The following is a 25,120-nucleotide window of genomic DNA, read 5'->3' as shown; positions in this document are numbered from 1 at the left end:
TGTCCCGGCCGTTCAGCCTCTGGTGAAGCCAATGAAATCGTCGGGCGCGGCGCGGCCCATTTCCTCTTCCCAGTGGCGGCGGCAGAGCGAGATATAGACGTCCTTGCCGATCGCCACCTGTTCGCCTTGTCTGGCCACCTTGCCGTCAGCGCCGAGACGCACGACCATCGTCGCCTTGCGGCCGCAGCGGCAGATGGTGCGCACTTCGCGCAGATCGTCTGCGATGGCCAGAAGCGCTCGCGAACCGGAAAACAGATTGCCCTGGAAATCGGTGCGCAGGCCGTAGCACATCACCGGGATGTTCAGCCGGTCGGCGATACGGGCGAGCTGCCAGACCTGCTCTTCCTCGAGAAATTGCGCCTCGTCGACAAAGATGCAATGCACCGTCGTATGTTCGTGATGCTCGGCGACGCGAGCGTAGAGATCGTCGCCGTCGCGGAACATCTCGGCCTCCGTCTCCAGGCCGATGCGCGACGAGATCAGCCCGGTGTCGCCCTTTCTGTAGTGGCCGGCGACGAACAGCATCGTCGTCATACCGCGTTCGCGATAATTGTAGGACGCCTGCAGCAGCATTGTCGTTTTGCCGGCATTCATCGTCGCATAGTGGAAGTAGAGCTTGGCCATGCCGTCCTTTTAAGCCGAGTTGGCGCGGCGCGGGGAGAGGGCACCGCTGCATTTGATGGGAAAAGCCGTCTGCAATCGAAAAAGTGGCGGGCGTGTCGCTGTTTGGCCAGTCCGCGCCGTTGATCGTGATTGTCTTAGCGCTTGAAACCACACCAGAATGGTGTTTGGCTGACGAAACAAGGCGGGCAGAGAAACCGTAACTACGCTTCGCCAAAGAATCACAATGGGAGACTGCCAATGTCGCGTATGAACACCTTCGTCGCCGGCCTCGGCCTGGCGACTTTTCTGTCCACGAGCGCTGCACTTGCCGGCGATCCGGAGAGCTGCAAGGCGGTGCGCCTTTCCGATGTCGGCTGGACCGACATCCAGGCAACCACCGGCGTCGCTTCGGTGCTGCTCACCGCGCTCGGCTACGAGCCGCAGACGATCCAGCTATCGGTACCGGTGACCATGGCGTCGCTGAAAAACAAGGATCTCGACGTCTTCCTCGGCAACTGGATGCCGTCGATGACCAACGACATCAAGGACTACACCGCCGATGGTTCGGTCGAGACGATCGGCACCAACCTGACCGGCGCCGGCTACGGCATCGTCGTACCGACCTATGTCGCGGAGGCCGGCGTCAAGTCGCTGACCGACATCGGCAAGTTCAAGGACAAGTTCAACGGCAAGATTTACGGCATCGAGGCGGGCAATGACGGCAACCGCATCATCCTCGACATGATCAAGAACCCGAAGGACAATCTCGAAGGCTTCGAGCTGGTCGAGTCCTCGGAAGCCGGCATGCTGACGCAGGCCGAGCAGTCGATCAAGAACAATGAGTGGATCGCGTTCCTCGGCTGGACGCCGCATCCGGTGATGGGCGCCATGAAGCTCACCTATCTCGACGGCATGGGCGACAGCGGCTTCGGCGCCGCCACCGTCTACACCAATGTGCGCAAGGGCTACACCACCGAATGCCCGAATGCCGGCAAGTTCATCGCCAACCTGAAGTTCAACCTGGACATGGAAGGCGAGATGATGGACGCGATCCTGAAGGGCGGCGACGCCAACACGGTCGCAGCCGACTGGCTGAAGAAGCACCCTGACGCGGTTGCGCCGTGGATTGCCGGCGTCACCACCTTCGATGGCGGCGATGCGGCAGCGGCGGTCAAGACCGCGCTCGGAAGCTGAGCCGACTAATTCGGCCAAGCCGAACCAGGAAGGGCAGCCAATCTAGAAAAGGCTGCCCTTTTTCATATCCTGTGAGAAGATGACCTAATGAGAGCGGAGGCCGGAAGCAGGCGGTCTCTCGCATGAGAGGGGCGATATGGATCCGATTTCGAAATTCATGGTTGATCACAAGATACCGATCGGCGCCTGGGGAAAGGCGTTCTTCGGTTTCCTCACCGACAATTTCGACACCGTGTTCAGAGCCTTCTCGAATGGCCTCAATTTCCTGCTCGACGGGCTGGTTGGCATCCTTTTGATGGTGCCGCCGGTGCTGCTGGCGCTGATCATCGCCATCATCGCCTGGCTGCTGCAGCGCTCGCGCCCGCTGGCCATAGGCGTCTTTCTCGGCCTGATCTTCATCATCAACCAGAACCTCTGGAAGCAGACGGTGCAGACGCTGGTGCTGGTCGTGGCCGCCGCCGCCATGGCGATGGCCATCGGCGTGCCGCTCGGCATCTGGGCCGCGCACAAGCCGAAGGTCTACCGCATCATGCTGCCGGTGCTCGACCTGATGCAGACGCTGCCGACCTTCGTCTACCTGATCCCGGTCCTGACCCTGTTCGGTCTCGGCAACGCGCCCGGCCTCATCGTCACCATCATCTTCGTCATCCCGACCGCGGTCCGGCTCACCCATCTCGGCGTCGTCTCGGTGCCGAAGTCGATCATCGAGGCCGGCGAGGCGTTTGGCGCCACCAAGCAGCAGCTGCTGTGGAAGGTCGAATTGCCCTCAGCGCTGCCGACCATCATGGCCGGGCTGACGCAATCGATCATGCTGTCGCTGTCGATGGTGGTGTTTGCAGCACTCATCGGCGCCGGCGGCCTCGGCACTGAAATCAACCGCGCGCTCGGCTCGCGCCGCATCGATCTCGGGCTCGAGGCGGGCCTGGCGATTGTCGTACTCGCCATCGTGCTCGACCGGATGACGCGTATCGGCGTTGGAGGCAAGAAATGACCGTCGCCGTCGATTTCAAAAATGTCGATATCGTCTTCGGGTCCGACCAGGCCGGTTCGCTAGCGCTGATCGATGGCGGCGCCACGCGCGCCGAAATCCTTGAAAAGACCGGCAATGTGCTGGGTTGCGCCGGCGCCAGCCTGACCGTGCATGAGGGCGAAATCTCGGTGCTGATGGGCCTGTCCGGCTCGGGCAAGTCGACGCTGCTGCGGGCGGTCAACCGGCTCAACGTGGTGTCGCGCGGCCAGGTGCTGGTCAAGGACGGCGACAATATCGTCGATGTCGTGACCTGCGATCAGGCGACGCTGCGGCGGCTGCGGCAGAAGCAGGTGGCGATGGTGTTCCAGCAGTTCGGCCTGCTGCCTTGGCGTACGGTGGAGGAGAATGTCGGCCTCGGCCTCGAACTCGCCGGCGTGCCGGAGCAAGAGCGCAAGGAGCGCGTGCAACGCCAGCTGAAACTGGTCAATCTCGACCAGTGGTCGAAGAAATACGCGCATGAGCTGTCCGGCGGCATGCAGCAGCGCGTCGGCCTGGCCCGTGCCTTCGCCACCGAGGCGCCGATCCTGCTGATGGACGAGCCGTTCTCGGCGCTCGATCCGCTGATCCGCACCAAGCTGCAGGACGAATTGCTGCAGCTGCAGGCGGAGCTGAAGAAGACCATCATCTTCGTCAGCCATGATCTGGAAGAGGCGCTGAAGATCGGCACCCACATCACCATCATGGAGGGCGGTCGCATCGTGCAGACCGGGGCGCCGGAAGACATCGTGCTCAAGCCCGCCAATGACTATGTCCGCGACTTCATCGCCAATGTGAATCCGTTGTCGGTGCTGACCGCCTGGAACGTCATGCGCGACAGCCGCGACCTCGAGCACGGCGATAATGGCTGGGTGTGGCTCGACCGGCGCAAGACGACGCGCTTCAAGATCGACGAGCACGGGCTGGTGGCGGCGGCGGAACGCGACGGCAAACCGGCGGTATGGGTTTCATGCGCCGATGTCGAGGCGCAGCCGGAGGAGACGGCGCAAGTGTTCTGGGCCAATCCCGGGACCTCGCTGAAGACGGTGATGCTGGCCATGCACCGCTCGCAGACCGCACCCGTGGCGCTGTTCGACGACCAGTCGCGCTTTGTCGGGGCGATCGGCATACGCGACGTGCTGAGCGCGGTGTTGCGGCGCTAAGCCAGCCCGATACGCGCGGCGCCGAGCTTGAACAGGGCTGTGGCATCCCGGTCGAAGCGGAAGGTGTCGATGAAGTCGTCGGCTCGGTAATCCGGAAGCGTCTTGCGGATGGCCGCGGCGAAGTTTTTCGCCTCGTCCAGCCGCCCAGCCAACGCCAGGCAGTGAGCGGCGATCGACAGGATGATGACATGGGCGTTGGGGCGGGCGGCCGCCTTCAGTGCCCAATCGGCTGCCTCGTCGAACTGGCCGAGGCGGACATGCGCCATGGCGCGCGCGCCCAGCATGCCGAACAGCATCGGGTCGAACGGCGACAGATGGCGCGAATGATCCGACGATCCGATCGCCGCGTGCGGGTCGCCCGACTGCGAATGCACGAACGACAGCGCATAGTGGCCAAGCGCGAAGTTCGGGCTGAGGTCGACGGCTCTTTGCAGTTCTACCACGGACGCATCACCCTCGCCGCGCAGCCACAGCGCCCGGCCCATCGCCCAGTGCGCGGCGGGATTATGATCGTCGACCAAAAGGCTTTGGCCGGCTGCCTCAAAGGCAAGCGCGCTGTCCTGATCGCGGCCGCCCCAGCGCTGGAAGGCGCTCTGCCAGTGGGTGAAGGAGAGGCCGGCATAGGCGCGGGTGAAGGTCGGATCCTGCCTGACAGCAATGTCGAAGAAATGCCGTGCGAGGTCGTTCTCGCTGCGGGTGAAGCGATACATGTGCCAGAGGCCGCGATGGTAGGCCTCCCAGGCGTTGAGCGAATTGGGCGCCTTCAGCATGGCGCGGTTGCGCTCGACCATCTCTATCTCGGATGAGATAGAGGCCACGATGCTGTTGCCGATGTCGTCGAGGACAATGAAGATGTCCTCGGGCTTGCGCTCGAAGGTCTCGGCCCAGACGATCCTGGCCGTGCGAACCTCGACAAGCTCGACGGTGACGGTCAGCCGGCCCGCCAGACTGCGCACGGAGCCGGTGGCGACATAGTCGACATTCAGCCGGCGGCCGGCATCCTCCGGCGCGATGTTCTTTTCCGCCAGCGCAAAGACCGAGCCGCGGGCAATGACGAAAAAATCCCTGAGCTTGGCGAGGCGGGTAATGATGTCATGGGTCAAGCCGTCGGCTAGCCCACCACGAACGCCGCCGGCATCTTCGGCGAACGGCATGACGGCAAGCGAAGCCTTGTGCGGTGTCGCGGCTTCGGTGGGGGCACGCGCGATCGGGCTGTGGCCCGCCACCGGCGCTACCGCAGGCTGTGCCGGCAAAGTCGCGCAGTGACGTTCCGCGCGAATGGCAAGCCACGCCTGGCGCACAGGGCCGAAATCCAGGTCTTCCGATTGGAAGAGCGATGCTGCTGCGGCAAGATGGTCCTCGCAGGCACCGAACTGGCCGCGCCGCGCCAGCCTCACCAGGAGTGCGACATGGGCGCTGCTGTCGAACGGGGTCAATTCCAGCCATTTTTCGAGATGGGCGGAGACGTCTTCGGAATCGGCCGGCAGCGTCTTGACCAGATGTTCCAGTATAGCAGCTTGGCAGGAACCGAAACGGCGGCGCTGCGCGGTCAGCCAGCTGTTGAAGAGAGGGCTGCGGTCGATCTCCAGCCCTTCGAGGAAGTCGCCGACGAACAGGTCGGAGAGCAACTGCAGTCGCGTCGGCTCGAGCGTTTCGATGCCTGCGGCAGCCGCCGCCGCGACATCCAGAACGTCGACTGAGATGCCGTCGAGGTCGAGCGCGATCGTATCGCCCGATGTTTCGATCCTGCGGCGGCCCGGTTCGTCGAGCGCGGCCCGCAGCTTGCTCAGGCACCAGCGAAGCTCACCCCTGGGATCATTTGGAACATCCCACAGCAACTCGCAGAGCTTGCCACGTCCGACCGGATGGGGCGCCAGCGCCAGATAGGCCAGCAGCGCGCGCAGCTTGCGCGATGCCGGCAAGACCACCGGGACGCCGTCGCGCGCAATCGTCGGCGGCCCAAACAGGCGCACGACAACACCTTGATAGCTGCTCGCCAGGCTCGATTCCACGCCAGATACCACGCCTGCTCCCACGCTGACCTGTCGGCCCCTGCTTTACCACCGAGCACGACAAAGTGCACCCGGCTCGCAAAATTTGTGCGCCGAATGTGGTGTTTACCACACTGCCGCACGTCAAGGACCTGTAGTGCGGCAAGGTGTCGAAATCTCGCCGCTCAAACCGCCGGTGTGTAACCGGCCCGTGAGCAAGAACCAGGAGTTTACCCATGTTGCATCAGCAGAAAATCAGAACCACGGCCGGCCGCGGCCGCCTGTTCGACAGCATTCTCGACACCACCGGCGACACGCCGGTCATCCGCGTCAATAATCTCGGACCGGCGCACGCCACCATCTACGTCAAGGCCGAGTTCTTCAATCCGGCGGCGTCGGTGAAGGACCGGCTGGCGCTCAACATCATCGAGGAAGGTGAACGCACCGGCGCGCTCAAGCCTGGACAGACCATTGTCGAGGCGACCAGCGGCAACACCGGCATCGGTCTTGCCATGGTCTGTGCGCAGAAGGGCTACAAGCTGGTGGTGACGATGGCCGACAGTTTCTCGGTCGAGCGCCGCAAGCTGATGCGGATGCTGGGCGCCAAGGTGGTGCTGACGCCGCGCGCCGAGAAAGGCTTCGGCATGTACAAGAAGGCGGTGGAACTGGCCGAAGCCAATGGCTGGTTCCTGGCCCGCCAGTTCGAGACCAAGGCCAACGCCGACATTCATGAAGCTACCACGGGACGCGAGATCGTCAACGATTTCGCCGGCTCGCGGCTCGACTATTTCGTCACCGGCTACGGCACCGGCGGCACCGTCGCCGGCGTGGCGCGGGTGCTGCGCCGCGAGCGGCCTGAGACCCGGATCGTGCTCACCGAACCGGCCAACGCGCAGCTTGTCGGCAGCGGCAAGCGGCAGATGCGTGGCGCCGGCGGAGCGCCGGCCGCCAGCCATCCGGCTTTCGAACCGCACCCGATCCAGGGCTGGACGCCGGATTTCATCCCGCACGTCCTGCAGGAGGCCATCGATGGCAACTTCTATGACGAGGTGATGCCGATCGCCGGGCCGGAGGGCATGAAATGGGCCAAGGCGCTGGCGCAGCAGGAAGGCATCTTCACCGGCATTTCCGGCGGTTCGGCTTTTGCCGTGGCGCGCCAGATCGCCGGCACAGCGCCGGCCGGATCGGTGATCCTGTGCATGCTTCCCGATACCGGTGAACGCTACATGACCACGCCTTTGTTCGACGGCATCGAGGCCGAGATGAATGCGGAAGAGCTTGCTCTCTCGCGCTCGACGCCCGGTTGCCAGTTCCCGGCATGATGACGCGGGAGCAAATTGCATGGACGCGATGCCTGGACACTCGGCTACCAGTACCGAGGAAACGCTTGACCCCTCGGACTGGGCCGATGTGCAAAGCCTGTCGCATCGGATCGTTGACGATGCCGTCGCTTACCTGCGCGATGTCAGGCAACGGCCGGTGTGGCAGGAGATGCCTGGAGATGTGAGGGATTTCTTCACCGCCTCGCTGCCGCAATCGCCGACCCCGCTTGCCGACATCTATGGCGATGTCGTGGACAAGGTGATGCCCTATCCGATGGGCAACATCCATCCGCGCTTCTGGTCCTGGTATATGGGGTCGAGCAATTTTACCGGCGCGATCGGCGATTTCCTGGCGGCAATCCAGGGCTCCAATCTCGGCGGCGGCAACCATGCCGCCGCCCTGATGGACGGCCAGGTGGTCGACTGGTGCAAGCAGATGATGGGCATGCCGGCTTCGGCCAGCGGCACGCTGGTCAGCGGCGGCTCGATGGCCAACATCATCGGGCTCACCGTGGCGCGCAACACCAAGGCCGGCATCGGCGTGCGCGAGCACGGCGTTGGAGCAATCGAAAAGCCTTTGCGTTTCTATGGCTCGGACCAGGTCCATTCCTGTCACCGCAAGGGGATGGAAGCGCTCGGTCTCGGCAACAAGGCGCTGCGCCGCATTGCCAGCGACGCCGGCCTGCGCATCGACATTGAAGGTTTGAGGACTGCGATATCGGAAGATCGCGCGGCCGGGTTCAAGCCGGCCTGCATCATCGGCAACGCCGGCACTGTCAACACCGGCGCCATCGACGATCTGCAGGCGCTGGCCAAGCTGGCGCATGAGGAGGACCTCTGGTTCCATGTCGACGGCTGCATCGGCGCGCTGATCGCGATCGCGCCTGAGAATGCACATCGCGTCGCCGGCATCGAATGGGCCGATTCCATCGCGCTCGATCCGCACAAATGGCTGCATGCGCCTTTCGAGGCAGGCTGCGCGCTGGTGCGGGATGCCTCGGCGCATCGCAAGACCTTCGCGGTGACGCCGGAATATCTGGAATCGACACCGCGCGGCCTCGCCTCCGGCCAATGGCTGCACGATTACGGTCTGCAGACGACACGCGGCTTCAAGGCGCTGAAAGTGTGGATGGCGCTGCGGGAACACGGCGTCGAAAAATTCGGCCGTCTGATCGACCAGAACATTGCGCAGGGGCAGTATCTCTCAGGCCTGATCGAGGCTCAACCGGCGCTCGAACTGACAGCGCCGACCAGCATCAACATCGTCTGCTTCCGCTATCGCGCGGAAGGGCTCGATGGCGAGCGCTCGAAGGCGCTCAACATCGAGATCATGCTGAGGCTGCAGGAAGAAGGCATCGCCGCCATTTCCGATACCACGGTGCAAGGCCAGCATTGCCTGAGGGTGGCGATCAACAACCACCGGACCCGGCGCGAGGATCTCGACCTTCTCGTCGCCGAAACGGTCCGCCTGGGCAACGAGATCGCTTCTGCCTGACCGGCCATGGGGTAGGGCAAGCGGCTCTCAGCCGCTGGCGGCCTCCTGGAAATCGCCCTTCATCACGGGGAACGCCAGGCCGGGAAGGTAAAATGTGATCGGCCGGATCTCGTACACCGCCGAGGGGTTCACGCGGCGCAAGTCGCGCGCAGCCACAATCGCCGCCTCCTGCGTGGCGCAGTCGAGGACATAAAGACCCAGCAATTGTTCCTTGGTCTCGGCAAACGGCCCGTCGATGACGATGCCGTCTCCCGGACCACGCAGCGTGACGGCGTCGGCGGTCGCGCCCAGTCTTGCCGCCGGCCCGAGCTTGCCTTCGCGGGTCAATCTGGCATTGACCTCGAGCAGGTCGTGCATCAGCGCCGCGTCCTGCTGCGGCGTCAGGGACTGGATGGTCTGTTCGACGTGATAGGCCAGGATGGCGTAAAGCATGCGGCGATCTCCTCCTGTTCGAGCGGCCGCACTATTGCAAGGTTGGGTTGGTTGATCCACCCCCGGTGCCCATCGAGACGCTAGTCTGCTGCCTTATGCCGCCAGCGGCAGGCTGAGCTCCGTCAGCAGGCCGCCGCGAGGATGGTTGGACAGGTTGACATCGCCGCCGGCGGCACGCGCAATGTTGCGGGCAATGGTCAGGCCTAGCCCGAGACCGCCGGTCTGGCGGTTGCGCGATTGCTCCAGCCGCACGAAGGAACCGAACACCTGGTCGAGCTGCGCCTGCGGTATGCCGGGCCCCTCGTCGCGGATAACCAGCGTGACCGTGCCGTCCGACTGCCGCAGGCTGACATGGGCTTTCTTGCCGTAGGTCACGGCATTCTGGACCAGATTGTTGACGCAGCGCTTGAGCGCCACCGGCCGCGCCATGCAGATCATGCCACGCGGCCTGGCGCCGTCATGGTCGAACGTGACGTCCTCGAAACTGTCGGCGATCGATTCCACCAGCGACCAGAAATCGATCCGCTCGCTCTTCTCCTCGGTGACTTCGAAGGTGGCGAAGTCGATGACGGAGCTGGCGATGCTCTCGATGTCGGCGAGGTCGTGGGCGAGCGCCTCGCGCGCCGTCGATCTGCGCAACAGCTCGAGGCGCAGCCGCATGCGGGTCAGCGGAGTGCGCAGATCGTGGGCGAGCGCGGCGGCCAGATGTTCGCGGTCCTCGACATAGTCGCGCAGCCTCACCTGCATGGCGTTGACGGCTTTGGCCGCGGCGCGGATTTCGCGGCTGCCGGTCTCGGCGATCGGCGGGCTCTTCAGGTCCGTGCCGATCCGGTTGACCGCCGTTTCCATCATCCGATAGGGCGCCGTCAGCCGGCGCAGCGACCAGATCGACATGATCACCACCAGGGCCGCGATCAGCGAATAGAGCGGCAGGCTGTCGAAGCTCAATATCGGTCCGACCGGCGTGTTGGGCTCGGTGAAATTCAGCCATTGGCCGTCGGCGAAGCGGACAGATGCCGTCAGCTTGTCGCTCTGGGCGAAGCTGGCCGCCAGCGATAACAGGTCACGCTCCACCGCGCCCACATCCTTGGTCACGGCCACACCGCCAGGCGCGTTGGCTGCCTGGGTTGCCGGATCGCGCCGGACGCGGGCGTCGGTGATGCCGAATTTCGACAGCCGCCCGACCAGGATGTCCTCGAGTTCGGCCAGTTCGTCGTCGCCGGCGATCGACGAGGTGACCGCGGGCGTGTCCGAAACGGTGAGCGCATAGGTGGCGTTGAACAGACCGGAGGCCGTCAGCTTGCGCTGCTCCGGCGTGTCGTCATGCATCAGCTGCACCAGCGAATAGGCGCGGTCGTTAAGCCGGTAGAGATCGACCTCGTCATTGGCGACGGCGCGATCGCGCGAGACGATATAGAGCGTAGCGACCTGGCTGATCAGCAGGCCGGCAATGACGATGAGCAAAACCCAGACCGGCAGGGTTTGCGGCAGGAACCGTCTCATTCGGAGGTGGTCTCGGGCAGGAACTGGTAGCCGCCGCTGCGCACGGTCAGGATCAGTTTCGGCGTCTTGGGGTCGTCTTCCATCTTGCGCCTGAGACGGCTGACCAGGATGTCGATGCTGCGGTCGAAGGAATAGTCGCTGTCACCGCCGGAAAGCTCGATGAGCTGGTCGCGGGTGAGCACGCGCTGCGCGCTTTTGACGAAGGTCTGCAACAGGTTGAACTCCGCCATCGTCAGCTCGACCCTGACATCGCCCGGCGCCATCAGCCGCCGGCGCGAGCAGTCCATCGTCCAGCCGGCGAAATGATGGATCTGCTTGGTGGTGGCGCGCTTCGGCTCGGCAGCACCATTGCGCCTCAAAACGGCGCGGATGCGGGCCAGCAGCTCGCGCGGATCGAAGGGTTTGGGCACATAATCGTCGGCGCCCATTTCCAGGCCGACGACGCGGTCGGTGGTCTCGGTGACCGCCGTCAGCATGATGATCGGCGTCGAGTAGCTGGCGCGCAGGTCGCGGCAGAGCTCCAGCCCGCTCTTTCCTGGCAGCATCACATCAAGCACGATCAGGTCTACCTGCGTGCGGCGCAGTATGTCTTCCATCTCGACGCCGTCGGCGGCAACCGTGGTGCGCAGGCCGCGCTTCTGGAAGAATTCCTGAAGCAGGTCGCGAATGCCCTTGTCGTCGTCGACGATCAGTATGTGCGCATCGGATTTCACGGCGATCCTGTCATTGCTGGCGGCCGGTCGGCGGCTGCCTTCTGAGTCTGCTTCTGTGGCGTCACCCACACGATAGAATTCTGGCCACATGTTGGCCAGCGGCGATGATCGCCCGCAAAGCCGATTTGCCAGAAACAATTCAGAAACAAAATTCTATAGTCCGGAAAAACTCCCGAAAAAAATCAAGGGCATAAAGGGTGCCGTGGCGGTCAGGACATCGGCTGCGACGCGAAGTCTCCGGAGTAACGGACATCACCAATGCACAGGTTCACGATCAGCTTGATGGGTGCGCTGCTCAGCATTCCGCTCGTCACAGGCGCGATCGGAGCCACAACCGCAAAGGTGACGCCGATCACAAGGAGCGAGCGCTGCATCGATCTCAATCGCCAGGTAGACGAAGCCCTCGAAACCCATGCCGCGGCAACGCAGGTCACCGCGGCGAAAGCACTGCAAAGAAAGGGAAACCGGTTCTGCGCCAACAAGAAACAGGCACAGGGTATCCGGATGCTCGCGAACGCTTTGAAGCTGCTTGGAGTGACACCGATCGACCCGGTTCAGTGACACTCGAAACTCGACCCGCACAAAGAAGGAAATGAAGCCATGAAAAAGTCCATCCTCTCCGCCACCGGTCTCGCCGTCGCTCTCGCTTTCGCAATGCCGGCTCTGGGCAATGCCGCTGCCACCACGACCGCTGCTCCGGCTGCTTCCACGACCACCGCTCCGGCGACCACGACCGCCAAGCCCCCGGTGAAGAAGGTCGTCGCCAAGAAGCCCGTCAAGAAGCACAAGAAGGCGAAGAAGGTCGTCAAGACGGACGCCCCGAAGGCCTGATCCAGACAGCCAACAGGCTTGTCTGTAACAAGGCCGCTCCAGCACCCCCCGGCTGGAGCGGCCTTGTCGTGTGAGCATGATTACCCGTTGATGGGTGCCGGCCACCCAGGACTTTAACCCGTTTGCAATGCAGATCCGGTAGGATAGCCCGCATGAAGAAGCGGCTTTCATCCATTCTGCGCTCGATGGCCATCGGCGGCCTTGTGGCCTCGGCAATGGTCAGGGTGCTGATCCAGTTCACCGCCAGCCCGGTGCCCGATCCGGTGAGCGGGCGCACAGAGCCGTCGCTGTTTGCACCGGCAATCTCCAGCAGCTGGCAATACATCACACCATGGCAAAGCCTGCTGCTTACCGTGATCACCGGCGCGGCGCTGGCCTGCTTCTTCGGCTGGCTCGCGGTCGCCTGGGTCGAATACAAGGCGGCCGGATCAAGGCCGGATGCGGCATCCAGCGCACGGCAATTCCAGGCTCGTCGCGTCGCTAATCGCCAGGGCCGTTGAACCGCAGCATACACTTCCTAAATTTGTGAACGGCAGCACTTCCGGGAAGCCGGTTTGGCGCGCCGATCAAAATGGACGACGGCTTTCCCCCATGACAAAGTGAGAGCGACCCCTCGCGCGATACCGGTTCCCGATGCCTGAAATCAGTTCCAAACCCCGCACCAAGACCAAGCCGCAGACCGAGCGGCCGAAGCTCTACAAGGTCATCCTCATCAATGACGATTTTACGCCGCGCGAATTCGTGGTGACGGTGCTGAAGGGCGAGTTCAAGCTCAGCGAAGACCAGGCGAACCGGGTGATGATCACCGCGCACCGGCTCGGCGTTTGCGTCGTTGCCGTCTTCACCAGGGATGTCGCCGAGACCAAGGCGACACGGGCCATCGACGCGGCCAAGGCCAAGGGGTACCCGCTGCTGTTTACGACGGAGCCGGAGGAGTAGGTTGAGACAATGAGGGGCAGCGCCGAGGTCGATGACAGTTCGCTTGCGCGGGCCGAGGAGATTGCCAACAGCCTCAGGCTCGCGCTGCCCCTCATCCGCCCTTCGGGCACCTTCTCCCCGTGAACCGGGAGAAGGATAAGCGGTGCTACCGTCCCTCTCTGTACCACATCGCGCCCATGGCCAGCAGCAGCAGGCAAAGGCCGAGGAAGCCGCCGAACAGGGGTACGCGCGAGACGGCTTTGAGCACGCTGTCGTCGGTGCTGCGCAGGCCGATCCAGTCTGCGCCCGAGGCCGCACCGGAGGCGCGGACCGGGACGATGGAGGGCAGGGCGACGCTGCCGGTGAGCTGGCCAAGGGTGGAGGAGGCCGCCAGCCGGCGCACGCTGCCGCCGGTGGCCTCAGTCGGAGCCTTCAAGCGGTCCTCGGTAGAGACGACGTCGGAGAATTCCGGCGCGTTGACCGGGCCGACATGGGCGAGTGCGGTCAGGTCACCATTGCCGATCTGGTAGAGGCCGATCTCCTTGGTCTCGATGCTGCCCAGGAAAACGCCGGGTTCGGACTTCTCCAGCTTGACGATCAGCGCCTTGCCCGAAGGGGTGATCACCTGCGCCGGGCCGGGATCGTCGCTCATCGTCTGGCGGCGGATTTCCAGCATCATGCCGCGGCCGCCGGCGGTCAGCCGCTCTTCCTCAAGTTCAGGTTCCTTCATCAGCCAGTGGGCGATGCGGCGGTAAAGCTGGACATGCGGCCCGCCACCCTCGAAGCCGCGCGCCCATAGCCAGCCCTGATCGGACAGAAGCATGCCGACGCGGCCTTCGCCCTTATGATCGAGCAGAAGCAGCGGGCGGTTGTCGGCGCCCTTCATCACCACTTCGCCTTCGGGGTTCTGCACGCCGATGGTGCGGAACCAGCGGCTCCAGCGCGGCGGCTCGGTCGCCGAGCCGTCGAGGCCGCGCGTTACCGGATGGCGCTGGCCGAGATCGGTGAGGCGCGGATAGAAGGCCTTGTCGATGACTTCGCCGGTCGGCATTGCCGGCAGCGACGACATTAGCGGGGTGCGGGCAATCGAGGAGTCGCCGGCATATTCTGGCCCGGCGGCGATCAGCAGCGCGCCGCCCTTTTCGACGTATTCGGAGATGTAGTCGTAATAGAGGATCGGCAGCACGTCGCGGTGCTGGTAGCGGTCGAATATGATGAGATCGAAATCCTTGATCTTCTCGACGAACAACTCGCGGGTCGGGAAGGCGATCAGCGACAGTTCGTTGATCGGCGTGCCGTCCTGCTTTTCCGGCGGCCGCAGAATGGTGAAATGGACGAGATCGACCGAGGCGTCGGATTTCAGCAGATTGCGCCAGGTGCGCTCGCCGGCATGCGGTTCGCCGGAAACCAAAAGCACGCGCAAGTTCTCGCGGATGCCGTCGATCAGCGCGATGGCGCGGTTGTTGGCGTCGGTCAGTTCGCCCGGCTCGCGGTCAATGGAGAGTTCGACGATGTTGCGGCCGGCGCCGGGGATGGTCACCTGCAGCGGCATCGCCTGGCCGATGGTCGCCTCTTCGACCGCGACCTGCTCGCCATTGACCGAGACGCGGACATCGACCGGGCCGGTTTCGCCGTCGGTGGCGATGACGCGGTAGGTCATGTCGAGCGGCTTGCCGACGAGGCCGAAGCGCGGCGCGTTCTCGAAGCGGATGCGGCGGTCCTTCTCGTGCTCGTTGCCGGTGATCAGCGCGTGCAGCGGCGCATTGAAGTCGGGGGCGGCCGGCGCGTCATGCACCTCGCCATCGGTGATCATGATGGCGCCACCGATGCGCGAGGGCGGCACGTCGCGGAACGCGCCTTCAAGCGCTGCAAAAAGCTTGGTCTCGGTGCGCTCGTCGGCGGCTTCCGACTTGCCGGCCTCGACGACGCGGACGTCGAACTGCTTGAAGCGGCCAAGGCGCTGCTGCAAACCGGCAAGCGCTTCGTCGGTCTGTTTGGTCCGGTCGCCGATATCCTGGCTCTGGCTGCGGTCGACGATGACGGCAACGACGCTCTTCAGCGCCTCGCGCTCCTCATCGAGGAAGACCGGATTGAGGAGTGCTGCGCCCAGCGCAATCAGCGCCGCGAAGCGGAAGATCGCGCCGCGCTGGCGAAACCACAAGCCGACAGCCGCCAGCACCAGCAGCGGTGCGAGCACCAAAGCCAGCAAGGGCCAGGACAGCAGCGGTTCGAAGGAAATCGACCAGTTCATCGTTTACCCTCCCCCTTGTAGGGAGGGTCGATCCGCGTAGCGGAGCGGGGTGGGGGTAGGCGACAGAGCGCTGGCGCTGCACCCCCACCCCGGCTCACTGTCTTCGCTTCGCTGCGACAGCGAGCCGACCCTCCCCAAAAGGGGGAGGGTGAGGCTGCGCCGCCGGCTCGAGACAGGATCGAGACGAAATTAGCCAATACCGCCATTCTACTGCCCCAGCCGTTCGAGCAGGATCGGCACGTGCACCTGGTCGGATTTGTAGTTGCCGGTCAGCATGTACATCATGATGTTGACGCCGGCGCGCAGCGCATAGATGCGCTGCATCGGATCCGATGGCACGGTCGGCAAAAGCGGGTCACCATTCCCGTCGACGGCCCAGGCGCCGGCAAAATCATTGGCGGTGATCAGGATCGGCGAGACGCCGTCGCCGACGCGTACCGGCCGATTCTCGGCATTGCTGGCCTCGAGCGAGGCTTCCACCCAGAGCGGGCTGCCGGAGAAGCGGCCGGGAAATTCGGGCAGGATGAAGAAGGATTTGGTCAGCACATGGTCGGCGGGCACCGGCTCCAGCGGCGGCACGTTGAGATTGCCGAGAATGTCGCGCAACCGTTCCGTCGCCGGGCTCGCCGAATCCGCACCGATGCCGTTGGCGAACTGGTCGCGCGTGTCGAACAGCACCGTGCCGCCCTGCTGCATATAGGCGTCGATGCGGGCGATCGCGGCTTGGCTCGGCATCGGCGCGGAAGGATCGATCGGCCAGTAGATCAGCGGATAGAAGGAAAGCTCGTCCTTCGAGATATCGACGCCCGCCGGCGCGCCCGGCTCGAGCGCGGTCTTCTCGATCAGGAAGCGGGTCAGGCCTTCGAGCCCGGCGCGGCTGATCGAATCGTCACCGGGCACACCGGTCAGCACATAGGCGATGCGGGTCTTGGCAATATCCTCGATTGCCGCGGCATCGCCGGGCTTGGCGTCGTCGGCGCGGGCGAGGTCGGCATGGCCAAACAGCATGCCGAGGCCAAGCAGCAGCGCAGCCGTCGTTGCTGCGGCCGATCGGCCGCGGCGCGGTCGGCGCGACATCAGCCCGCCCATCCAGAACACCGCCAGCGTGTCGAGCAGCATAAGCACAAGTGCCGCTGTGACCAGCGATCCCTTGAGGTCGCGCGATTCATCGAAAGCGTACTGGATATTGGTCACCGGCACTGTGAATTGCGGGCGCACCAGCGGCGCGAAGGCGGTGGCCGGGTCGAGCAGATTGTGGGCGAAAACGCCGGTTTCCGAGCCGTAGACGCCGGGCGGGTTCTCGAACGTCACCGGCAGCGTGCCGGCGCCGGGGACCAGCGGTCGCGCGTCCGGCGTCGGCGGCACCAAAGTGCCGTCGGCGGCTATCATGCGATAAGGCGCCAGCGACGTAGCAGCGGCTTCGGCGTTGGCAACCGCCGCACCCTGGTTGCGCGACAGCTGCACGATGCGCCGCAGCATCTCGACGAAGCTGCCGGAGATCGGCAGCGTCGACCATGTCGCTTCCGGGGTGATGTGGAACAGAACCAGCGTGCCCTTGCCCTTCTTCAACCCGGTCACCAGCGGGGTGCCATCGGCAAGGGTTGCCCAGGTGCGTTCGACGATGTCCGGCGTCGGTTCGGCCAACACCTGCCGGCTCACCGTGACCTCGGCCGGCGGTGCGAGGTCGGCGAACGGGCCGTTCTTCGGGAATTCGGTCACCGCTTGCGGCGTCGTCCATGACAGCGCGCCGCCAAGCGAGCGCTCGCCGGTGCGCAGCCTGACCGGCAACAGATCATCGTCATTGCCGGCGGCGGCCAGCCGCGAACCGGCAAAGCGCACCAGCGTGCCGCCATTGTCGACCCAGTCGACCAGCCGCTGATGGACCTGCGGCGGAATGGTACCGATATCGGCCATGACGATCATCGCCGGCTTCTGGTCGAGAAGCTGCGGGATGGCGTCGGCGAGATCGACGCTCGACGGTTCGACCAGATCGGCGAAAGGCTGCAGCGCGCGCCTGATGTAATAGAGCGGCGACAGAAGCGGCTGCGCCTGGTCGGCCTCGGCCTGCGATAAAAGTCCGACGCGGCGGCGCTTGGAGCTTTCGTCGAGCACGCGCACCGCACCTGCCTGGCGTTCGCCGTCGAGCGCGATCGAGGCGAAGTCGTTGCGCATTTCGAACGGCACCGCCATCGTGCCGGTGGCGGTAGTCTCACCCGGCGCGAAGGTCAGCGTCGCGTCGGCGATGCGGCGGCCCTTATCGTCGAAGGCGCCGGCGGTGACTTGTGCCGGCGCCGGATCGCCGGGCGCGCGGATGGCGGTCAGGGCGAAGCCGTCGACCTGATTTTCGGCGCCAGTGAGCCCAGTCAGCGCCAGCCGGTCGGAATTGGCCCAGACGACACGGGCGGCGTTTTTCGACAGCAGTGTGTTGAAGGCGGCCTCGTCGCCCTTTGCCGCAAGGCCGTCGGTGAGAACGGCAACGCTGGCGCCGGGCAAGGTTTCCAGCACGCCGGCGACGCGGGCATAGACAGCGGGTCGGTCGGTCGGGATCGGCCTCGGCTTGGCGGCGCGCAGCCGGTCGAGAGCAGCCGCCGCATCGAAGGGGCCGATCTCGGCGTTCGGCTTTTCGGCGGTGAAGGCGATGACGACCGGTACGCCGTTCGAACCGGCATCGGCGATCAGCCGCTGGGCGGTGGCGACGCGCTTGCCCCAGTCGGCGGCACTCGCCCAGTCATTGTCGATGACGAGCGCCAGGGCGGCGCCCTCGGCCGGCAATTTTTCGCGCGGATTGAAAACGGGTTCGGCTAATGCCGCGACGACAAGGGCTGCCATCAACAGCCGCAGCAGCGTCAGCCACCACGGGCTCTGCTGCGGCGTTTCCTCGCGCTTCAGCACGCGAGCGAGGATCTTCAGCGGCGGAAACATTTCGGACTGCGGCTTGGGCGGTGTGAGCCTGAGCAGCCACCAGATCACCGGCAGCGCCAGCAGGCCCCACAACACCATGGGAGCGCCAAAGGAGAGCGGCAGCCAGCTCATGCGCCGGCCCTTCCCACGAATGCGCCATCGGCGGTCATCGCCATGTGGATGCGCACCAGCGCCTCGGAAGCGAGGCGGTCGGTGTGATTGACGGTATAGCTCCAGCCGAGGCGCTTGCACCAGCTGGCCAGCTCCTGGCGGCGGGCGGTGTAGAGCAGGCGATATTCGTCGCCGAGCATTTCGGCGCGGCCGGCGGTCAGCTTGTCGCCGGTCTCGGGATCGGTGAATTCGGTGCGGCCGGCATAGGGAAAGGTCTCCTCCGCCGGATCGGCAACCTCGATCAGATGCGCACGCACGCCATGCCGCGCCAGCACATCGAGCCATTCCATGGTCTCCTCGACCGGGTCGAGGAAATCGCTGACGACGACGATGTCGCAGAAGCGGCGGATGGCGGACAGGTCAGGCTTTGCCGGCGGGTCGGCGGCGTGCATCAACGGCGCCGCGATGCGCTCGGCGCCGTTGCGGGCGGTGAACGGATCGGTCAGGCCGGGCCAGGCGATGCGCTCGCCGCTGCGAGATAGCAATTCGGCCATGGCCAGTGCCAGCACCAGCGCGCGCGATTCCTTGGAAACGCTGGCGCCAGTCGATTTGTAGAGCATGGAGGGCGATGGGTCGGCCCAAAGCCACACCGTGTGGGCTGCTTCCCATTCGCGGTCGCGCACATAGGTGTGGTCGTCCCGGGCCGAACGGCGCCAGTCGATGCGCGAGGAATCGCCTTCGACATAGGGGCGGAACTGCCAGAAATTCTCGCCGATGCCGCGCTTGCGGCGGCCATGCCAGCCGGCAATTACGGTATTGACGATACGGCGTGCCTCGACCAGCAGGTCCGGCACCAGCGAAGCCCGCAACCGTCCCCTGGCGAGCGCGTCGCGCGTCGCTGCCGGTGCCTGGACTTCGCCGATACGCGCCATCAGATTCCTTTGGCCAGTTTCGCTACCACGTCGCGCACGGTCGTGCCCTCGGCGCGGGCGGCAAAGGTCAGCGCCATGCGGTGCTGCAGCACCGGTTCGGCCAGCGCGCGGATGTCGTCCACCGACGGCGCCAGCCGCCCGTCATAAAGCGCGCGCGCACGGGCGCACAGCGTCAGCGCCTGGCTGGCGCGCGGGCCGGGACCCCAGGCGACATGCTTGCCGGTCTCGGCATTGTCCTGGCCGGGACGCGCCGAACGCACCAGTTTGAGGATGGCGTCGACGACGCTTTCGGGCACCGGCATACGGCGGATCAGCGTCTGGATTTCCCTCAGCCGCGCCGGCTGCAGCACGTTTTGCGCCTTGGCGTCCTCGATGCCGGTGGTCTCCAGCAGAATGCGCCGCTCGGCCTCGATTTCGGGATAAAGGATGTCGACCTGCATCAGGAAGCGGTCGAGCTGCGCTTCGGGCAGGGGATAGGTGCCTTCCTGCTCCAGCGGGTTTTGCGTCGCCAGTACATGGAAGGGTGCGGGCAGGTCGTGGCGAATGCCGGCGATGGTGACGTGATATTCCTGCATTGCCTGCAGCAGCGCCGACTGGGTGCGCGGCGAGGCGCGGTTGATCTCGTCGGCCATCAGCAATTGCGCGAAGATCGGGCCGGAGATGAAGCGGAAGGAGCGCTTTCCCGCCTCGTCCTGCTCCATCACTTCGGAGCCGAGAATGTCGGACGGCATCAGGTCGGGCGTGAACTGGATGCGGCGCGAATCGAGGCCGAGCACGACACCGAGCGTTTCGACCAGCTTGGTCTTGGCAAGGCCGGGCACGCCGACCAGCAGCGCATGGCCGCCGGCAAGCAGCGCCACCAGCGTGCGCTCGACCACCACTTCTTGGCCGAAAATGACACGGCCGACGCCGTCGCGCACCCTGGAAATATCGGCCAGCGCCGTCTCGGCCTGGGCGATCATGTCCTTTTCGCTGATTGGGCTTTCCTTGACCATTACGCTCATGCCGCATCGATCCTTGTGCTGGAAGTACCGGCTTGCACTGTAGTGCCTTAGAATGCCGCGATTCGGCTTCGCCTGGCGCCTACGAATGAATTTAAATCACAGACTTAGGCTGACAAGCGGAACAACAGTGACTATTTCGTGACCATGACGGAACGCTCCGAACATCGCGAGCACAGCCTTGCTGCCGCAACCGAGGCGCGCGGTCTCGAAGCGTTGATCTCGCGTGCGGCTCGCGCCGGCAAGGGCGCGGCGCCGGTGGAGCGCTGGAATCCCGACTTTTGCGGCGATCTAGACATGGAGATCAAACAAGACGGAACGTGGTTCTATCTCGGCACGCCGATCGGCCGCATGCCGCTGGTGCAGCTGTTTTCCAGCGTGCTGCGCAAGGACGAGGATGGCAGGACCTATCTGGTGACGCCGGTCGAACGGGTCGGCATCCGCGTCGTGGACGCGCCTTTCATCGCGGTTGAAATGGATGTTTCCGGCGCCGGCGCCGAGCAGACCATCACTTTCCGCACCAATGTCGGCGATGTCGTCGAGGCCGGACCTGGCCATCCGCTGCGCTTCGTCGACGAGAACGAGACCGGCGGGCTAAAACCCTATGTGCTGGTGCGCGGGCGGCTGGAAGCGCTGGTGGCGCGGCCGGTGATGTACGAACTGGTCGAGCATGGCGAGGAGATCGATATCGGCGGCAAGACGATGTTTGCCGTGCGCTCGAAAGGCGAAATCTATCCGATCATGCCGGCGGAAAAACTGAAGAGGCTGAGCGCATGATGGATCAGGTGAGGCCGCCGCCGTTTTCCACAGCGGATTTTCGCGCGCGGGTCGCGGCGCAAGCTGAGGCCCATGCCGGCGACGATTATGGCGATCATCGCTTCAACCCCGGCCATCCACGGTTGACGCAGCTCAAAGCGCTGCGCGACGCCGCGGTGCTGATCCCGGTCGTCGATCATGGACGCGATGCGACCGTGCTTTTGACCAAGCGGGCGGAAAAACTGCGCAGCCATTCCGGGCAGGTGGCTTTTCCTGGCGGCACCATTGATCCCACCGATGCGACCCCGGAAGCAGCGGCCTTGCGCGAGACCTTCGAGGAGATCGGCCTCGGCCATGACCGCATCGAGATCATCGGCCGCATGCCCGATTATGTCGCCGGCAGCGGCTATCGCATCGCGCCGGTGCTGGCGATCGTCGAGCCCGGTTTTACGCTGTCGCTCAATTCCGACGAGGTCGACGCCGCCTTCGAAGTGCCGCTTTCGTTCCTGATGGATCCGGCCAACCACACCAGGGACAGCCGCATGTGGAACGACCTGGAATGGTTCTTCTACGATATGCCCTATGGCGGCCAGCGCATCTGGGGCGTCACCGCCGGCATCATCCGCACGCTCTATGAAAGGCTCTATGCTTGAGTGATCCGATATCGCTGGCGGGCAGAGCCGACTGGCTGGGTGAAAAGCATCTGCAGCGGCTGCTTGCCGTGCTGGCGCAGGGCGGCGAGGAAGCCCGCATCGCGGGCGGCGCGGTGCGCAATGCGCTGATTGGGCAGCCGGTCGCCGATATCGACGTTGCTACCACTTGCCTGCCCGAGGAAACCGTTCGCCGCGCCGAGGCGGCGGGCTTCAAGGCGGTGCCGACCGGCATCGAGCACGGCACGATCACGGTGATTGCCGGCGGCGCGCCCTATGAGGTCACCACGCTGCGCGCCGACATCGAGACCGATGGCCGCCGCGCCAAAGTGTCGTTCGGCCGCGACTGGAAGGCCGACGCCGAACGGCGCGATTTCACCATCAACGCGCTCTATGCGGAGGCTGACGGGACGGTCGTGGACCTGGTCGGCGGCGTCGGCGATATCGAGGCACGAAGGCTGCGCTTCATTGGCGATGCCGAGCAGCGGATCCGCGAAGACTATCTGCGCATCCTGCGTTTCTTCCGCTTTTTCGCCTGGTATGGCGAGGGTCGGCCCGATGCCGAGGGATTGAAGGCCTGCGCCCGGCTCAAGGACGGTCTCGCCCATCTCTCGGCCGAACGCATCTGGTCCGAGCTGAAGAAGTTGTTATCGGCCCCAGATCCGTCGCGCGCCTTGCTGTGGATGCGCCAGGCCGGCGTGCTCACCAGCGCCCTGCCGGAAAGCGAGAAATGGGGCATCGATGCCATTCATGGGCTGACCAAGACAGAGAAGGATCTGGGCTGGGCGCCGGAGCCGCTGCTCAGGCTGGAGGCGATCGTGCCGCCCGATGCGGCGCGGATGAAGACACTGGCCGAGCGGCTGAAACTTTCGACCACTGAGGCGGAGCGCCTGCGCCACTGGGCGCTGACGGCTGCCGTCGAGCCCAAGACAAGCGAAGCGGAACTTGCCAAGAAACTCTATTCCGGCGAGCGCCAGGGTTTTCTCGATCGCCTGCGGCTGTCGCTGGCGTCGGCGCGAGCGCGGGCTCTCGAGGACAATGACTCGCTGGTTCAGGCCGGCGGGTTTTCGCGCCTGCTCGCTTTTGCGCTGAAATGGGAAAAACCGGTGTTCCCAGTCAAGGGCGGCGATCTGACGGCGCTTGGCGCGTCGCCGGGGCCAATACTCGGTGCGATCCTGAAAAACCTGGAAAAGGAATGGATCTGGTCCGGCTTTGCGCTCGATCGCGACGCGCTGCTGGAGCGCGCCGCGGAAGCCTTGAAGGCCAGATAGGACTGCTCAGGCCGCGTCGCGAACTTTCTCGATGCGCGAGCGGATCGCCTCGATCATCGTCTCGCGAATGACCGTTTCGCCATGTGTCTCGCGCATATGGTCGACGGCGCGGCGCATGACCTCGGCTTCCTCACCGGCACGGGTGTGCCACTCACAGCCGGGAACCAGCGAGCCGCAATGGAATTCCTTCATGGGATTTTCTCCTTTTCCTCCTTGGAGCCTGTGCCTCTCATGGGCACACGAAGCTCCGCCATCTCTGTTCCGCGCCCTGTCACAGCAGTCGGTTTCGGGGGCGCGCACGGGGGAGCTAGCATAACACGGTTCCACGAGTTTGGTTGCCGTGGGGGCGAAAAAGGCGGAGCAGCGCTGCTCCGCCCCCTCTTGCCAGGCTAAGCCAAGGCGAGAACGTTCGGTCTTGTCCCGGTCACTTCTCGATCTTGACGGACTCGGCAACCTTGTTCTTGCCGCTCATGTCCCAGGAAACGCGGACCTTTTCGCCTGCCTTCAGGCCAGGATCCTTGAAGGTCTTGGGCAGCGTAAAGGTCGATCCATCGTCCAGAACGAGGCTCATGGCCGTGCCATCATAGGTCTTGACCGTGCCCGTGGTGTGCTTGACCGCGGCAAAGGCAATCGAGCCGGAAGCGAGAAGGGCAGCGGCGGCTGCCGAAACAATGAGCTTTCGCATGTAATACTCCTGGAAATGCGGGCATCCGTTTGGAAAATGCTCCGCCTTGTTCAGGGCCGTCCGGTAGCGTCGTGTCGCGGTTCGGGACTGAACCGCCGGCGCTTCCCGGCCCGAAACGACAAATAGTCGTTTTATTTCAATCGCCTATTAGACGAAAAAGATAATGGCGATGCCACATTGGCTGCCCAGATTCGGCGAATGGGACGTCAATGCGGCTCACGTTTCGCTCACCGATTTTTTACGGCCACCTGACCTCCGGCGGCAGGCTGGACAGGATCGAAGCGACATTGCCGCCGGTCTTCAGGCCGAAGATGGTGCCGCGATCGTGAAGAAGGTTGAATTCGACGTAGCGGCCGCGGCGAATGAGCTGCTCGTCGCGGTCGTCGTCGGTCCAGTTCTCGTTGAAATGGGCGCGAACCAGGTGTCCGTAGACGACAAGGAAAGAACGCCCGACATCCTGGACGAAGTTCAAATCGGCATTCCAGCCGCCTTTCTCCTCCCCCGAATGCAGCCAGTCGAAAAAGATGCCGCCGACGCCGCGCGGCTCGTGGCGGTGCGGCAGATAGAAATACTCGTCGCACCAGGCCTTGAATTTGGGGTGGTCGGCGATCGCAGCGTTCTTCTCGCAGGCGAACTGCATGGCTCGATGGAAGGCGACCGTGTCGGGGTGATCTTCCGTGCGGTTGCGGTCGAGCACCGGCGTCAGATCGGCGCCGCCGCCAAACCAGTGGCGCGACGTCACGACCATGCGGGTGTTCATGTGCACGGCCGGCACGTTGGGGTTCCAGGGATGCGCGATCAACGAAATGCCTGATGCCCAGAAGCTCGGGTCTTCCTCGGCGCCGGGCATCTGCTTCCTGAATTCGGGCGAGAATTCGCCATAGACGGTCGAAGTATGGACGCCGACCTTCTCGAAGACGCGGCCGCGCATCATCGACATGGCGCCGCCGCCGCCCTTGCCATGGTCTCGTTCCCACGGCGTCTTTTCGAAGCGGCCGGGCGACCATTCGGCCAGCGGACCGGTCAAGTCCTGCTCGATCTGCTCGAAGGTGGTGCAGATGCGCTCCCGCAGCGTCTCGAACCAGAGCCTGGCCTTCATTTTCTTCTGTTCGATGTCGGCTGGCAGGCCTGCCGGTATTTCTGGTCGTTCCAAAATGCTGTCTCCGGTCGCAGCCGACAAAGGACCTAGTGGAGTGAATTTGAGATTTGCACACAGCGTGGCGCAGGGCACGACGCAAATGTCAAATTCGAAAACTCCACCAGAAACATGAACTTGCTAGTGGTCCTTGTGATTCCAACGTTCGCAACGGCGACTGGGGATTAGGAAGGCGAATGTTGGAATCGGAGCACTAGCCTTTTCCGGGCGCGATCCCTAATCTCTTAGGGGCAAG

24 protein-coding genes are annotated in these 25,120 nt (G+C 64.3%); 12 read left to right on the top strand and 12 right to left on the bottom strand.

All coding sequences use genetic code 11. From position 1 onward, the window contains the following. Positions 1 to 12: 12 nt before the first annotated feature. Positions 13 to 624, bottom strand: coding sequence for a thymidine kinase (locus NKH38_RS00985; protein WP_023683669.1), 612 nt, complete (start codon positions 622 to 624; stop codon positions 13 to 15). A 237-nt stretch (positions 625 to 861) separates the two neighbouring features. Here NKH38_RS00985 and NKH38_RS00980 point away from each other — a divergent pair, with 237 nt between their 5' ends. From NKH38_RS00980 to choV, 3 genes are all read left to right on the top strand, one after another. Continuing rightward, positions 862 to 1,797, top strand: a complete 936-nt coding sequence (locus tag NKH38_RS00980) for a choline ABC transporter substrate-binding protein (protein WP_023686157.1) — start codon at positions 862 to 864, stop codon at positions 1,795 to 1,797. 136 nt (positions 1,798 to 1,933) lie between these two features. Continuing rightward, positions 1,934 to 2,788 (top strand): choline ABC transporter permease subunit, encoded by an 855-nt coding sequence (gene choW / locus NKH38_RS00975; protein WP_023669995.1) that lies wholly within the window; start codon positions 1,934 to 1,936, stop codon positions 2,786 to 2,788. After that, entirely contained in the window at positions 2,785 to 3,966 is a 1,182-nt protein-coding gene (gene choV, locus NKH38_RS00970; protein ID WP_023669996.1) for a choline ABC transporter ATP-binding protein, read from the top strand. The genes choW and choV overlap by 4 nt, the downstream gene beginning before the upstream one ends. Here the strand turns inward: choV and NKH38_RS00965 are convergent. Beyond that, on the bottom strand, positions 3,963 to 5,990 hold the full coding sequence (locus NKH38_RS00965; RefSeq protein WP_352758485.1) for a transcriptional regulator: 2,028 nt from the start codon (positions 5,988 to 5,990) through the stop codon (positions 3,963 to 3,965). The two genes, choV and NKH38_RS00965, sit on opposite strands and share 4 nt — an antisense overlap. A gap of 203 nt (positions 5,991 to 6,193) precedes the next feature. Between NKH38_RS00965 and NKH38_RS00960 the strand changes: the two genes are divergently transcribed. Then, positions 6,194 to 7,279: a PLP-dependent cysteine synthase family protein gene (locus tag NKH38_RS00960; protein ID WP_352758483.1), complete on the top strand. Its 1,086-nt coding sequence runs from the start codon at positions 6,194 to 6,196 to the stop codon at positions 7,277 to 7,279. Positions 7,280 to 7,298: 19 nt separating this feature from the next. Continuing rightward, complete coding sequence (locus NKH38_RS00955; RefSeq protein ID WP_352758482.1) at positions 7,299 to 8,774, top strand: pyridoxal phosphate-dependent decarboxylase family protein; 1,476 nt, start codon at positions 7,299 to 7,301, stop codon at positions 8,772 to 8,774. 27 nt (positions 8,775 to 8,801) lie between these two features. Here the strand turns inward: NKH38_RS00955 and NKH38_RS00950 are convergent, their stop codons facing one another. The 3 genes from NKH38_RS00950 to NKH38_RS00940 form a co-directional block, all read right to left on the bottom strand. Next, the gene (locus NKH38_RS00950) at positions 8,802 to 9,206 is read right to left on the bottom strand and encodes a YciI family protein (RefSeq protein WP_352758480.1); all 405 of its coding nucleotides are present in this window, start codon (positions 9,204 to 9,206) and stop codon (positions 8,802 to 8,804) included. A 93-nt stretch (positions 9,207 to 9,299) separates the two neighbouring features. Next, the gene (locus NKH38_RS00945; protein WP_023670001.1) at positions 9,300 to 10,709 is read right to left on the bottom strand and encodes an ATP-binding protein; all 1,410 of its coding nucleotides are present in this window, start codon (positions 10,707 to 10,709) and stop codon (positions 9,300 to 9,302) included. Beyond that, entirely contained in the window at positions 10,706 to 11,422 is a 717-nt protein-coding gene (locus NKH38_RS00940; protein WP_352758478.1) for a response regulator, read from the bottom strand. The genes NKH38_RS00945 and NKH38_RS00940 overlap by 4 nt, the downstream gene beginning before the upstream one ends. Positions 11,423 to 11,680: 258 nt before the next feature. Here NKH38_RS00940 and NKH38_RS00935 point away from each other — a divergent pair, with 258 nt between their 5' ends. The 4 genes from NKH38_RS00935 (at position 11,681) to clpS (ending at position 13,192) form a co-directional block, all read left to right on the top strand. Then, complete coding sequence (locus tag NKH38_RS00935; RefSeq protein WP_352758476.1) at positions 11,681 to 11,983, top strand: hypothetical protein; 303 nt, start codon at positions 11,681 to 11,683, stop codon at positions 11,981 to 11,983. A gap of 39 nt (positions 11,984 to 12,022) precedes the next feature. Continuing rightward, positions 12,023 to 12,253: a hypothetical protein gene (locus NKH38_RS00930; protein ID WP_023670004.1), complete on the top strand. Its 231-nt coding sequence runs from the start codon at positions 12,023 to 12,025 to the stop codon at positions 12,251 to 12,253. 152 nt (positions 12,254 to 12,405) lie between these two features. Further along, the gene (locus NKH38_RS00925; RefSeq protein WP_023713954.1) at positions 12,406 to 12,753 is read left to right on the top strand and encodes a hypothetical protein; all 348 of its coding nucleotides are present in this window, start codon (positions 12,406 to 12,408) and stop codon (positions 12,751 to 12,753) included. 133 nt (positions 12,754 to 12,886) lie between these two features. Then, a complete protein-coding gene (gene clpS / locus NKH38_RS00920) occupies positions 12,887 to 13,192 on the top strand; it encodes an ATP-dependent Clp protease adapter ClpS (protein WP_023683679.1) in 306 nt (101 codons plus the stop codon). A gap of 145 nt (positions 13,193 to 13,337) precedes the next feature. Here the strand turns inward: clpS and NKH38_RS00915 are convergent, their stop codons facing one another. The 4 genes from NKH38_RS00915 to NKH38_RS00900 form a co-directional block, all read right to left on the bottom strand. Then, positions 13,338 to 15,422, bottom strand: a complete 2,085-nt coding sequence (locus tag NKH38_RS00915; protein ID WP_023728265.1) for a membrane protein — start codon at positions 15,420 to 15,422, stop codon at positions 13,338 to 13,340. Between the two features lie 207 nt (positions 15,423 to 15,629). Next, positions 15,630 to 18,455, bottom strand: a complete 2,826-nt coding sequence (locus tag NKH38_RS00910; RefSeq protein WP_352758473.1) for a DUF4159 domain-containing protein — start codon at positions 18,453 to 18,455, stop codon at positions 15,630 to 15,632. After that, the gene (locus NKH38_RS00905) at positions 18,452 to 19,366 is read right to left on the bottom strand and encodes a DUF58 domain-containing protein (protein ID WP_352758472.1); all 915 of its coding nucleotides are present in this window, start codon (positions 19,364 to 19,366) and stop codon (positions 18,452 to 18,454) included. Before NKH38_RS00905 ends, NKH38_RS00910 begins: the two co-directional genes overlap by 4 nt. Next, positions 19,366 to 20,370: an AAA family ATPase gene (locus NKH38_RS00900; RefSeq protein ID WP_352758470.1), complete on the bottom strand. Its 1,005-nt coding sequence runs from the start codon at positions 20,368 to 20,370 to the stop codon at positions 19,366 to 19,368. Before NKH38_RS00900 ends, NKH38_RS00905 begins: the two co-directional genes overlap by 1 nt. A gap of 144 nt (positions 20,371 to 20,514) precedes the next feature. Here NKH38_RS00900 and NKH38_RS00895 point away from each other — a divergent pair, with 144 nt between their 5' ends. Genes NKH38_RS00895 through NKH38_RS00885 form a run of 3 tightly spaced genes read left to right on the top strand, consistent with a single transcriptional unit; the run spans position 20,515 to position 23,044 of the window. Then, a complete protein-coding gene (locus NKH38_RS00895) occupies positions 20,515 to 21,144 on the top strand; it encodes a DUF1285 domain-containing protein (protein ID WP_023670010.1) in 630 nt (209 codons plus the stop codon). Continuing rightward, positions 21,144 to 21,776 (top strand): CoA pyrophosphatase, encoded by a 633-nt coding sequence (locus NKH38_RS00890; RefSeq protein ID WP_023683684.1) that lies wholly within the window; start codon positions 21,144 to 21,146, stop codon positions 21,774 to 21,776. Before NKH38_RS00895 ends, NKH38_RS00890 begins: the two co-directional genes overlap by 1 nt. Continuing rightward, positions 21,773 to 23,044: a CCA tRNA nucleotidyltransferase gene (locus NKH38_RS00885; protein ID WP_352758468.1), complete on the top strand. Its 1,272-nt coding sequence runs from the start codon at positions 21,773 to 21,775 to the stop codon at positions 23,042 to 23,044. The genes NKH38_RS00890 and NKH38_RS00885 overlap by 4 nt, the downstream gene beginning before the upstream one ends. Before the next feature lie 6 nt (positions 23,045 to 23,050). Here NKH38_RS00885 and NKH38_RS00880 read toward each other — a convergent pair whose 3' ends face one another. From NKH38_RS00880 to hemF, 3 genes are all read right to left on the bottom strand, one after another. After that, complete coding sequence (locus NKH38_RS00880; RefSeq protein ID WP_023670013.1) at positions 23,051 to 23,236, bottom strand: DUF1059 domain-containing protein; 186 nt, start codon at positions 23,234 to 23,236, stop codon at positions 23,051 to 23,053. Positions 23,237 to 23,468: 232 nt separating this feature from the next. Next, positions 23,469 to 23,729, bottom strand: a complete 261-nt coding sequence (locus NKH38_RS00875) for a DUF1344 domain-containing protein (RefSeq protein WP_023686144.1) — start codon at positions 23,727 to 23,729, stop codon at positions 23,469 to 23,471. Positions 23,730 to 23,967: 238 nt separating this feature from the next. Then, on the bottom strand, positions 23,968 to 24,882 hold the full coding sequence (gene hemF, locus NKH38_RS00870; protein WP_023670015.1) for an oxygen-dependent coproporphyrinogen oxidase: 915 nt from the start codon (positions 24,880 to 24,882) through the stop codon (positions 23,968 to 23,970). Between the last annotated feature and the right edge of the window lie 238 nt (positions 24,883 to 25,120).

The sequence above is a fragment of the Mesorhizobium sp. M1078 genome (assembly GCF_040318615.1).
GTDB lineage: Bacteria > Pseudomonadota > Alphaproteobacteria > Rhizobiales > Rhizobiaceae > Mesorhizobium.
Note: the sequence above shows the minus strand (reverse complement) of the source record. Positions and strands in the feature narration are given on the sequence as shown.